This window comes from Serratia sp. CY38905, from assembly GCF_052168875.1.
Taxonomy (GTDB): Bacteria; Pseudomonadota; Gammaproteobacteria; order Enterobacterales; family Enterobacteriaceae; genus Serratia; species Serratia sarumanii.
Map to the genome: position 1 here is coordinate 1 of NZ_JBJNLV010000028.1, position 11773 is coordinate 11773.

Genomic DNA, 11773 nt, shown 5'->3' on the forward strand with positions numbered 1-11773 from the left:
CCGTTTTCGATGTTGAAAATGCGATCCCAACCATAATGAGCTGAACTTGGAAGATTTTGATATTAAAGCTGGTATGGATGCATTCCTCATTGGTTATCCTCTAGGTATGGTTGCCGGGGGGAATCTACCAATATGGAAAAGAGGTAGTGTAGCTTCTGAACATGATGTAAATATTGACAAACTACCTAAGTATTTTATTGATACAGCCACAACTAAAACTGGCATGTCAGGCTCTGCTGTATTTATAAAATCAAATGGATTTACTTTTCCAAAAGGAAAGGAAAATATTGATGATATGATTATGTCACAATGCTATACCTTTGGAGGAGTCTATTCAGGACGCTCTCAATTAATACACTCCGGAAGTAGTATTTATCCCGACCTAGCAATTGTTTGGAAAGAATCAGCGATAATTGAAATTATTGAAGGTAAGCACAAATCAAAACATGTATATTACGGATGAATACATGTGTGATGATATTTAGAGTTTAATTTTGATAAAATTTGTTAAAAATGAATCCAATCTAGGTTAGAGCTGCTTCGAACTTCTGCTCTTCGCTCATAACGGACTGCGCTCACTTATTGCAGTGAGCGTTACCTTGTGTTTAATGCCAGCCTGGTATAGTCAGGTTGACAGTACCGGTTTCAGGTCTTCGTCATTAAAAACGGTTCGGGTCTTCAGGACGCCATAACACCAGTGCACCAGTTTCCGCATCAGCGCGCCAATGGCCACCATTTTAGGTTTACCCCGCAGGCACATCTCATCGTAAATAAGAGCAATCCAGTACTTAGTCTTGGTGAGCATGATGCTCAGAGAATGCTAATTGGTCCAACTGAAATACAATACACCATTCCAATTAATGCGCTAAAAGGAGATGTCGACAAAATAACTGTAATACCTTTACAAATAACATACACGACGTTAAAAGATGGCTTTTGGAACAAAGCGTTTAATAACAGAGAAAGTATGAGTCGCCAATTACCTATAGTTTTACTGCCGGTAAATATGGCTAAGTACAATTTTATTGTAGAAGTAAAAAGTGAAAATAAAATAATTAGGACATTTGAATCTCAATATCAAAAATTTCGAGGAAAAAATGAAGATGATGTGAAAATTGCGAGACCTCCAGAGGGCTGGCGATGGGATTGGTCACAAGGAGTAAACGCGTTTCACCAAATAGGACATGGTGGTGAAGCCGGACATTGTAATGGGATAAGAGCTAATGAATCAACTCCAGACGGAATAACTCATACAGCTCATCTTGATAGAATAACGGAATTCAATCCACTAAGAGTGGTATATGGTCCTGGATGGCAAAATTGTTCTGTTGTAGGGCCTGTTTATCAGATGACCTCTACAACCACAACAAACCCCACTGAGTCAGGGGTTATAAATTGGACTGATGATGTTAAGTTGAATTTGCCAAAAGATACAGATTCGCTTTCTCTTGAAATTACAACTTTTGATGGGCGAAAAAGAATGTTCTCTGATAGTGGTGCGGATGAATTTTTTGATGTGATTAAAGGAAAGAATGAAGTTATAATTAGGCCTAAGCAACCAACCGATTTATAGATAATCTAACTATTAAAAATGCCTTCCAGGTAAATATCTGGAAGGTGTCAAGTCTAGTCAATGGTACTCTTATATATAGAAAATGAAAAATATTTCATTCTAAAGTATCTACGCCTTCCCTTCATTAGGGTATTTTATTTGGACTACAAAGCTTTCATGGGTATCTTTTTGATGGTTTATACGCGGTGGAGTTCTTAACTTAGCCCAGAGCGGACATTACAACTTTGCTGTTACACTGCATGTCAAGGCTAGATAGAAATGTTTATTCGCTGGCTAAATAGAAATGTTTAATCCTGAGGAGTAAATGAGATATATAAATGTAGAATCCAGTTTCATGAACTGACTCTGCATCATTAGCTCTATATATTTTAGCACGTATTTTGTACGACTATACGTATTTATGGCGATTTCACGCTCAATACGTACAATGAACATATTTACGTACAATGTACACATTGAGCGTACAAAGGCATTCATGATTAGAGAAAGTTAAGAAGATTCTTCAGGTATGCGTTAGGGGGTTCTAAATAGTCATTTCAACGAGCAGGGCGCTCGCTTGCTCCTACCAGCTATTTCCCCATTTAGACATTCAGCCATTGCTGGACAACACGTAACGTCTGAGCAGCGACGCACTGGCTACTGAGCCAGCGATATACCCTATACCGTGCGGCTAGAGAGCGCCAACCGGAACGCTGATCGCGAGGAACTCGAAACTGGCAGAGGAAAGCTGAGGTTACCCTGAACCTGGAGTGGGAAAAGTAGGCAGTATAGTGAACGTCAGGGATGATAACTTCTCTGGCACTTACCGTTATAGATACAAACCAATCTCTTGAAAAGAAATAAAATAAAGGGTATGTTGAAATCTTTAACATGGCTTGAGTTCATTATGGAACTTTATATCAGAGCAATAATTGGTAGCATGGCCTTTTCATTAGTTTCCTTGCTAATTATTTTCCTTCTGCTAAACCTCGTTCTTTCACTAATTCCATATTTTAAAAGCAAGACTAAATTTACCACCCTGATTTCGTTCCTAATGTCTTGGATTTTGATTGGATTGATTGTTCCTGCATTTAGCTTGCAATACTTCATGGATAACACTTACTATCTCTATAGCCTCGAATTAGTGCTTTCTTTGGTGACTATTATTTTATTTACTTTTTGTGGTAAGCAAAAAATCATAAATAAATGATGTTTTTTTGGACTAAGGGCACCAAAGCTGAACTGACTCCATCAAGTTGGACGGTTTACTAGACGGTTATCAGGGCTTGGGTCCGGTACTCTACCGGACTCAGGCCTTTTAGTATTAGCTTTATTCTTTCATGATTGTAATCATTTAAGCCGTTCTGTCCATCAGGATCGGATAACGGGTGCTATGGCGAAGGCTATCCTGTCGACTAACGCTGATTTACTCTACACGTAACCTTTATTTATATTACCCCTGTTTTTTCCCGAAAATCTCCTCAGACCGTGACTGAAGTTTTATCAGAGCATTGAGCATATCGTCCTGGTCCAGAGAACGCTGGGATTTTTTCGTCGTGGGGGCTTTACGTCTGCGTGAAGGGCCGTCACCTGATGGCAATGATTTTGAACGGTTATTATCCCGTTCGACCTGTACCAGTTTCGCCACTTCCAGCGCTCTGCCAAGACGCTTATTGTCGACAATAGCACCCTGGTCAATTTCAGAAAGCCTGTCCTGAGTTAGAACCATGAGTGAAGCGGCCTAGGACTTGTTAACTGTAGAATAAACATAACCATCTAGCCAGAATTAAACATTAGCATTTAGCTACTACACTGCAACTTCGCTTAATGCGTTTTATGTTAAATATCAGTTAGTTGCATCACTTTGGCGCTGATCCCGAGGCCAAAGTGGAGCCCTCCGTCGGTCTCCACTATTAGCGCTACCGGGTAAGCCGTCAGGCATGGCCCGGTTTAAAAAGATATGCTGACAGTTCTGCTGCAGTTATATCAAACTCGAGTTGCTGGATTAATTCCGCCAGTTTTTTCTCTGCAGTATCACGATCAATCTGATTCTGTACTATCTGGAGAGCAACCTGTTTTAGCTCCGGAGGGAGGTGTTCCAGATTGATATGATTACCATCCGAAATGTCATCAACCGGATTCTCGAAGAGCCAGCCGTAACTCATAAGGTCACCTGTTCTATTTCACAAATTTCCAGACACCTGACGGTACCCGGTCATACAACTTTCCCATCATCATCTCCGCCAGCCGGTGATCAACCGCGGCATTGAAATGCTCAAGCTCATCATCTGACAGAGAATATTTATTTTTTTCTATTACTGAGGTGTCCCGGTAATATAGGGGCAAATCCATTTTGTGACTGAAATCGCTCTGGATGAAATGCAGGAACATCTTAGGAAAACACCTTCACTCCGGTTATCACTGAACGTCGGGGATGATGAAATGACGGACAACCTGTACCTTGAACGACTGGTATCCGGCTGCCGTCGCCATGATATTCAACACAGACAGATCAAACTGGAGATCACGGAAGATTCGCGCTCTGAATCAGGTCTGATAGCCGCATTCTGCCAGCAAGCTAGGCAACATGGTTTTATGATTTCACTGGATGATTTCGGCACGGGAACCGCCAATATTGGGGTCCGCTTGGAAAACGGAATTATCCTACGCTAAGCCTGTTTTTTGTACATATTACTATTCACTGAGCGTAATGCGCGGTATTTACCCTGTCCCAGTTTGAGGTTCGTTCTCCAGACGTAATCCCCGCTCAGGTTGATATGTTCCCATCACCAGTGGTGACAGATGGGTAATCAGTTGCTCATTAATCGGGATCCCTTTTCGTCTCAAAGAATCTATCGCTCTTTCTATATACCCCGTATTCCACAGTGAGATCGCCGCAGTCAACAACGTCAGACCGCTGGCTCGATAGCTCTGATTCTCCAGCCCCCGATCTCTGATTTCACCCAGCCGATGCATAAAGACCGCTCGCGCAAGGGCATTGCGAGCCTCACCTTTATTCAGCCCCGCCTGTATTTTAACGAGGAATATACATGCGACGTAATGCACAAAAATGGGTGATGCTGCCAACTTACTGATTTAGTGTATGATGGTGTTTTTGAGGTGCTCCAGTGGCTTCTGTTTCTATCAGCTGCCCCTCCTGTTCAGCTACTGACGGGGTGGTGCGTAACGGCAAAAGCACTGCCGGACATCAGCGCTATCTCTGCTCTCACTGCCGTAAAACATGGCAACTGCAGTTCACTTACACCGCTTCTCAACCCGGTACGCACCAGAAAATCATTGATATGGCCATGAATGGTGTTGGATGCCGGGCAACCGCCCGCATTATGGGCGTTGGCCTCAACACGATTTTACGTCACTTAAAAAACTCAGGCCGCAGTCGGTAACCTCGCGCATACAGCCGGGCAGTGACGTCATCGTCTGCGCGGAAATGGACGAACAGTGGGGCTATGTCGGGGCTAAATCGCGCCAGTGCTGGCTGTTTTACGCGTATGACAGGCTCCGGAAGACGGTTTGCGCACGTATTCGGTGAACGCACTATGGCGACGCTGGGGCGTCTTATGAGCCTGCTGTCACCCTTTGACGTGGTGATATGGATGACGGATGGCTGGCCGCTGTATGAATCCCGCCTGAAGGGAAAGCTGCACGTAATCAGCAAGCGATATACGCAGCGAATTGAGCGGCATAACCTGAATCTGAGGCAGCACCTGGCACGGCTGGGACGGAAGTCGCTGTCGCTCTCAAAATCGGTGGAGCTGCATGACAAAGTCATCGGGCATTATCTGAACATAAAACACTATCAATAAGTTGGAGTCATTACCCTTTTTTCAACTTCTGATGGATGCGAGTGATTGAACTCATACATTAATGTTTTCCCACGAAGTCTTTTTTCAGGTAAGCCTTCGCACATATCGGTAAATAGCTTGCCTGCTTTTATTTTTTCTGTCATCGACATGTTCATTTTTAACATTCCGTCCTGATAAGTTGGTCGGATAAGGCGCTCGCGCCGTATCCGACATTAATTTCTTAAGCGACTTCATTCACCTGGCGACGCAGCAGGGAAAGTGGGCCGGGGCCGCTAAGCGTGAACACGGAAATTAAGGTGAAGCCCAGCGCCACCAGACCCAGCACCAGGTAAGCGCCCTGGAAACCGATGCTTTCATACATATTGCCCGCCAGAATAGACATAAAAATCATCGCCAGTTGCTTAAAGAAGCAGAAACAGACCAGATAAATCGTCGCTGAAAAACGCACTTCAAACTGGCTGGTAATATATTTAAAGCAGCCCACCAGCAGGAACGGTACTTCAAACATATGCAGCGTTTTCAGAATAACCACTTCCAGTGCTGAGGTAGCGAACGATGAGCCAATAATACGTACTGACATAATAGTGCCAGCCAGCAGCAGGGCGTTTTTCCCACCGATGCGATTAATGATCAGTGGCGCAAAAAACATAATCGAGGCGTTAAGTAATTCGCCCATTGTCGTTACGTAGCCAAATACCCGCGTACCCTGTTCACCGGTAGCAAAGAACGAAGTAAAGAAATTAGCAAACTGTTGGTCAAAAACATCGTAGGTGCAGGAAACGCCAATAACATACAGTGACAAAAACCACAGTTTTGGCTGTCTGAACAGTTCCAGCGCCAGCTTAAGGCTAAATGCCGAATGGTTGGCACCTACCGCATTGGCAACCGTGGCAGAAGAGGGCGCATCCGTTTTGGCGAAAAAGAGTAAAACGGCGAGGATGAGTGCACAGCCAGAACCCAGCCAGAAAACAAACTGATTATTGATGGTGAACATGATGCCGACAATCGAGGCACACAGCGCCCAGCCAACACAGCCAAACATCCGCGCGCGACCAAATTCGAAATTACTGCGACGGCTGACTTTCTCGATAAATGCCTCTACTGCTGGCGCACCGGCGTTAAAACAAAAGCCTAGATAAATACCACCAACAATCGATCCTACTAAAATGTTGTATTGTAACAGTGGCCCGAAGATAAAAACAAAGAACGGCGCAAACATCACTAACATGCCGGTAATAATCCACAGCAGGTATTTGCGCAGCCCGAGTTTGTCAGAAAGCAGACCAAACAGCGGTTGGAATAATAGCGAGAACAGAGAAATAGCGGCAAAAATAATACCCGTATCACTTTTGCTGATATGGTTGATGTCATGTAGCCAAATCGGGAAAAACGGGAAGTAGGCTCCCATGATAAAAAAGTAAAAGAAAAAGAATAAACCGAACATCCAAAAGTTTGTGTTTTTTAAATAGTACATAATGGATTTCCTTACGCGAAATACGGGCAGACATGGCCTGCCCGGTTATTATTATTTTTGACACCAGAGCAACTGGTAATGGTAGCTACCGGTGCTAAGCTGGAATTCCGCCGACACTGACGGGCTCCAGGAGTCGTCGCCACCAATCCCCATATGGAAACCGTCGATATTCAGCCATGTGCCTTCTTCCGCGTGCAGCAGATGGCGATGGCTGGTTTCCATCAGTTGCTGTTGACTGTAGCGGCTGATGTTGAACTGGAAGTCGCCGCGCCACTGGTGTGGGCCATAATTCAATTCGCGCGTCCCGCAGCGCAGACCGTTTTCGCTCGGGAAGACGTACGGGGTATACATGTCTGACAATGGCAGATCCCAGCGGTCAAAACAGGCCGCAGTAAGGCGGTCGGGATAGTTTTCTTGCGGCCCTAATCCGAGCCAGTTTACCCGCTCTGCTACCTGCGCCAGCTGGCAGGTCAGGCCAATCCGCGCCGGATGTGGCGTATTGCTCGCCACTTCAACATCAACGGTAATCGCCATTTGACCACTTCCATCAATCCGGTAGGTTTTCCGGCTGATAAATAAGGTTTTCCCCTGATGCTGCCACGCGTGGACCGTGGTAATCAGCACCGCGTCGGCAAGCGTATCTGCCGTGCACTGCAACAACGCTGCTTCGGCCTGGTAATGGCCCGCCGCCTTCCAGCGTTCGACCCAGGCGTTAGGGTCAATGCGGGTCGCTTCACTTACGCCAATGTCGTTATCCAGCGGTGCGCGGGTGAACTGATCGCGCAGCGGCGTCAGCAGTTGTTTTTTATCGCCAATCCACATCTGTGAAAGAAAGCCTGACTGGCGGTTAAATTGCCAACGCTTATTATCCAGCTCGATGCAAAAATCCGTTTCGCTGGTGGTCAGTTGCGGGATGGCGTGGGGCGCGGAGGGGAGTGTCACGCTGAGGTTTTCCGCCAGACGCCACTGCTGCCAGGCGCTGATGTGTCCGGCTGCTGACCATGTGGTCGCGTTCGGTTGCACTACGTGAACCGTTAGCCAGAGTTGTCCGGCGCTCTTCGGCTGCGGTAGTCCAGGCAGTTCAATCAACTGTTTACCTTGTGGAGCGACATCCAGAGGCACTTCACCGCTTGCCAGCGGCTTGCCATCCAGCGCCACCATCCAGTGCAGGAGCTCGTTATCGCTATGACGGAACAGGTATTCGCTGGTCACTTCGATGGTTCGCCCGGATAAACTGAACTGGAAAAACTGCTGCTGGTGTTTTGCTTCCGTCAGCGCCGGATGCGGCGTGCGGTCGGCAAAGACCAGACCGTTCATGCAGAACTGGCGATCATTCGGCGTATCGCCAAAATCACCGCCGTAAGCCGACCACGGATTGCCATTTTCATCATATTTAATCAGCGACTGATCCACCCAGTCCCAGACGAAGCCGCCCTGTAAACGGGGGTACTGACGAAACGCCTGCCAGTATTTAGCGAAGCCGCCAAGACTGTTACCCATCGCGTGGGCGTATTCGCAAAGGATCAGCGGGCGCGTCTCTCCAGGCAACGAAAGCCATTTTTTGATGGACCATTTCGGCACAGCCGGGAAGGGCTGGTCTTCATCCACGCGCGCGTACATCGGGCAAATAATATCGGTTGCGAAGGTGTCGGCTCCGCCGCCTTCATACTGTACCGGGCGGGAAGGATCGACAGATTTGATCCAGCGATAGAGTGCGTCGTGATTAGCGCCGTGGCCTGATTCATTCCCCAGCGACCAGATGATCACACTCGGGTGATTACGATCGCGCTGCACCATTCGCGTTACGCGTTCGCTCATCGCGGGTAGCCAGCGCGGATCATCGGTCAGACGATTCATTGGCACCATGCCGTGGGTTTCAATGTTGGCTTCATCCACCACATACAGGCCGTAGTGGTCGCACAGCGTGTACCACAGCGGATGGTTCGGATAATGCGAACAGCGCACGGCGTTAAAGTTGTTCTGCTTCATCAGCAGGATATCCTGCACCATCGTCTGCTCATCCATGACCTGACCATGCAGAGGATGATGCTCGTGACGGTTAACGCCGCGAATCAGCAACGGCTTGCCGTTCAGCAGCAGCAGACCATTTTCAATCCGCACCTCGCGGAAACCGACATCGCAGGCTTCTGCTTCAATCAGCGTGCCGTCGGCGGTGTGCAGTTCAACCACCGCACGATAGAGATTCGGGATTTCGGCGCTCCACAGTTTCGGGTTTTCGACGTTCAGACGTAGGGTGACGTGATCGGCATAACCACCACGCTCATCGATAATTTCACCGCCGAAAGGCGCGGTGCCGCTGGCGACCTGCGTTTCACCCTGCCACAAAGAAACCGTCACCCGCAGCTCATCGCGCAGCTCGCCGTACATCTGAACGTCTGCCTCCAGTACAGCGCGGCTGAAATCATCATTAAAGTGAGTGGCTACATGGAAATCGCTGATTTGCGTGCTCGGTTTATGCAGCAACGAGACGTCACGGAAAATGCCGCTCATCCGCCACATATCCTGATCTTCCAGATAACTGCCGTCACTCCAGCGCAGCACCATCACCGCGAGGCGGTTTTCTCCGGCGTGTAAAAATGCGCTCAGGTCAAATTCAGACGGCAAACGACTGTCCTGTCCGTAACCGACCCAGCGCCCGTTGCACCACAAATGAAACGCCGAGTTAACACCATCAAAAATAATTCGCGTCTGGCCTTCCTGTAGCCAGCTTTCATCAATATTAAATGTGAGCGAGTAACAACCCGTCGGATTCTCCGTGGGAACATACGGCGGATTGACCGCAATGGGATAGGTCACGTTGGTGTAGATAGGCGCATCGTAACCGTGCATCTGCCAGTTTGAGGGGACGATGACAGTATCGGCGTCAGGAAGATCGCGCTCCAGCCAGCTTTCTGGTACCGCTTCTGGTGCCGGAAACCAGGCAAAGCGCCATTCACCATTCAGGCTGCGCGACTCTTGGGAAGGGCGATCGGTGCGAGCCTCTTCGCTATTACGCCAGCTGGCGAAAGGGGGATGTGCCGCAAGGCGATTAAGTTGGGTAACGCCAGGGTTTTCCCAGTCACGACGTTGTAATACGACGGCCAGTGAATCCGTAATCATTGTCATAGTTGTATCCTGCGTGAATTGTTATCCGCTCACATTTTCGCATAACATACGAGCCGGACACATAGAGTGTAAAGCCTGGGGTGCCTAATGAGTGAGCTGACTCACATTAATTGCGTTGCGCTCACTGCCCGCTTTCAAGTCGGGAAACTTGTCGTGCCAGCTGCATTAAGGAATCTGCCAACGTGCGGGGAGAGGTGGTTTGCGTATTGGGCGGTAGGGTGGTTTTTCTTTTCACCAGTGAGACGGGCAACAGCTGATTGCTCTTCACCGCCTGGCCCTGAGAGAGTTTCAGCAAGCGGTCCACGCTAGTTTTCCCCAGCAGGCGAAAATCCTGTTTGATGGTGGTTAACGGCGGGATATAACACGAGCTGTCTTCGGTATCGTCGTATCCCACTACCGAGATATCCGCACCAACGCGCAGCCCGGACTCGGTAATAGCGCGCATTGCGCCCAGCGCCATCTGATCGTTGGCAACCAGCATCGCAGTGGGAACGATGCCCTCATTCAGCATTTGCATAGTTTGTTGAAAACCGGACATGGCACTCCAGTCGCCTTCCCGTTCCGCTATCGGATGAATTTGATTGCGTGTGAGATATTTATGCCAGTCCGCCAGACGCAGACGCGCCGAGACAGAACTTAATGGACCGGCTAACAACGCGATTTGCTGGTGACCCAATGCGATCAGATGCTCCACGCCCAGTCGCGTACCGTCTTCATGGGAAAAAATAATACTGTTGATGGGAGTCTGGTCAGAGACATCAAGAAATAGGGCCGGAACATTAGCGCAGGCAGCTTCCACAGCAATGGCATCCTCGTCATCCAGCGGATAGTTAATGATCAGACCACTGACGCGTTGCGCGAGAAGGTTATGTACCGCCGCTTTACAGGCTTCGACGCTGCTTCGTTCTACCATCGACACCACCACGCTGGCACCCAGTTGATCGGCGCGAGATTTAATCGCCGCGACAATTTGCGACGGCGCGTGCAGGGCCAGACTGGAGGTAGCAACGCCAATCAGCAACGACTGTTTGCCCGCCAGTTGTTGTGCCACGCGGTTGGGAATGTAGTTCAGCTGCGCCATCGCCGCTTCCACCTTTTCCCGCGTTTTCGCAGAGACGTGGCTGGCCTGGTTCACCACGCGGGAAACGGTCTGATAAGAGACACCGGCATACTCTGCGACATCGTATAGCGTTACTGGTTTCACATTTACCACCCTGAATTGACTCTCTTCGGGTGCTATCATGCCATACCACGAAATGTTTTGCGCCATTCGGAGGGGGCACGCCGAAGTGAGATTCAAAATGCCGACGTCAGTTCACAGGTGGGTAATGATACCAACGTGTTGATTTCGTATTTTCACTGACACCAGGATCATCCTGATGTTACAAGGATTGAATGACTACAGATTAAAATAGTCATCAACAGGTTGACAGCATTACCCTGTCTGGCTATAGAGTAAGAATCGTACCGGAATTGAGCATTTACCCTCAGTACCTGCGGATGAAAAAGCAGTCTGCCCTGACATACTGAACAATCCCTTCTCATAAGATGCCTCTCTTTTGCTGTTTAAAGAGCTGAGCAGTCCGGGCGGAGACTGACCTCGTTCCGCTTTCCAAGCGACCCCCTTGTTGAAAGTGCGACAAAAGAGATAGGGCGAATGACTATACTTCGCTCATAGCTGCCCGTCATGCCAGCTCAAAAAACAGGCTTAACGTAGGATATTTAATGAGATGGTCACTCCCTCCTTCCCAGTACTATGCTGAGGACAGGCTTTCATTCGGAGAACCATCATGGAAA

At 48.2% G+C, this 11773-nt stretch carries 8 protein-coding genes and 7 pseudogenes; 5 read left to right on the forward strand and 10 right to left on the reverse strand.

From position 1 onward, the window contains the following. The first annotated feature begins 46 nt into the window (after nt 1-46). A complete protein-coding gene (locus ACJ8MK_RS25340; protein WP_141682614.1) occupies nt 47-463 on the forward strand; it encodes a trypsin-like peptidase domain-containing protein in 417 nt (138 codons plus the stop codon). A gap of 162 nt (nt 464-625) precedes the next feature. Here the strand turns inward: ACJ8MK_RS25340 and ACJ8MK_RS25345 are convergent. Then, nucleotides 626-772, reverse strand: a pseudogene (locus ACJ8MK_RS25345) (IS110 family transposase); the annotation flags it as partial. Nucleotides 773-817: 45 nt separating this feature from the next. On the opposite strand from ACJ8MK_RS25345, the gene ACJ8MK_RS25350 reads away from it, so the two are divergent. Further along, on the forward strand, nt 818-1573 hold the full coding sequence (locus tag ACJ8MK_RS25350) for a hypothetical protein (RefSeq protein ID WP_124057264.1): 756 nt from the start codon (nt 818-820) through the stop codon (nt 1571-1573). 1247 nt (nt 1574-2820) lie between these two features. Here ACJ8MK_RS25350 and ACJ8MK_RS25355 read toward each other — a convergent pair. The 4 genes and pseudogenes from ACJ8MK_RS25355 to ACJ8MK_RS25370 form a co-directional block, all read right to left on the reverse strand. Continuing rightward, nucleotides 2821-2901 (reverse strand): annotated as a pseudogene (locus ACJ8MK_RS25355) (IS3 family transposase); the annotation flags it as partial. 104 nt (nt 2902-3005) lie between these two features. Continuing rightward, a pseudogene (locus ACJ8MK_RS25360) lies at nt 3006-3272 on the reverse strand (ISNCY family transposase); the annotation flags it as partial. A gap of 214 nt (nt 3273-3486) precedes the next feature. After that, complete coding sequence (locus tag ACJ8MK_RS25365; protein ID WP_029498498.1) at nt 3487-3717, reverse strand: hypothetical protein; 231 nt, start codon at nt 3715-3717, stop codon at nt 3487-3489. A 13-nt stretch (nt 3718-3730) separates the two neighbouring features. Next, nucleotides 3731-3871: pseudogene (locus tag ACJ8MK_RS25370) on the reverse strand (Hha/YmoA family nucleoid-associated regulatory protein); the annotation flags it as partial. A gap of 36 nt (nt 3872-3907) precedes the next feature. Here ACJ8MK_RS25370 and ACJ8MK_RS25375 point away from each other — a divergent pair. After that, nucleotides 3908-4225: an EAL domain-containing protein gene (locus ACJ8MK_RS25375; protein WP_223366783.1), complete on the forward strand. Its 318-nt coding sequence runs from the start codon at nt 3908-3910 to the stop codon at nt 4223-4225. Here ACJ8MK_RS25375 and ACJ8MK_RS25380 read toward each other — a convergent pair. Next, nucleotides 4222-4588: pseudogene (locus ACJ8MK_RS25380) on the reverse strand (Tn3 family transposase); the annotation flags it as partial. The gene ACJ8MK_RS25375 and the pseudogene ACJ8MK_RS25380 overlap by 4 nt on opposite strands. Before the next feature lie 92 nt (nt 4589-4680). On the opposite strand from ACJ8MK_RS25380, the gene ACJ8MK_RS25385 reads away from it, so the two are divergent. Then, on the forward strand, nt 4681-4956 hold the full coding sequence (locus tag ACJ8MK_RS25385) for an IS1-like element transposase (protein WP_000179213.1): 276 nt from the start codon (nt 4681-4683) through the stop codon (nt 4954-4956). Nucleotides 4957-5000: 44 nt separating this feature from the next. Beyond that, nucleotides 5001-5376 (forward strand): annotated as a pseudogene (locus ACJ8MK_RS25390) (IS1 family transposase). A 14-nt stretch (nt 5377-5390) separates the two neighbouring features. On the opposite strand, the pseudogene ACJ8MK_RS25395 reads toward ACJ8MK_RS25390, so the two are convergent. The 4 genes and pseudogenes from ACJ8MK_RS25395 to lacI all read right to left on the reverse strand — a co-directional run. Next, nucleotides 5391-5531 (reverse strand): annotated as a pseudogene (locus tag ACJ8MK_RS25395) (maltose acetyltransferase domain-containing protein); the annotation flags it as partial. Between the two features lie 65 nt (nt 5532-5596). Continuing rightward, nucleotides 5597-6850 (reverse strand): lactose permease, encoded by a 1254-nt coding sequence (lacY, locus tag ACJ8MK_RS25400; protein WP_023158026.1) that lies wholly within the window; start codon nt 6848-6850, stop codon nt 5597-5599. Nucleotides 6851-6901: 51 nt separating this feature from the next. Beyond that, the gene (gene lacZ, locus ACJ8MK_RS25405) at nt 6902-9976 is read right to left on the reverse strand and encodes a beta-galactosidase (protein ID WP_029498501.1); all 3075 of its coding nucleotides are present in this window, start codon (nt 9974-9976) and stop codon (nt 6902-6904) included. Between the two features lie 121 nt (nt 9977-10097). Then, nucleotides 10098-11180, reverse strand: a complete 1083-nt coding sequence (gene lacI, locus ACJ8MK_RS25410; RefSeq protein WP_004152286.1) for a DNA-binding transcriptional repressor LacI — start codon at nt 11178-11180, stop codon at nt 10098-10100. Between the last annotated feature and the right edge of the window lie 593 nt (nt 11181-11773).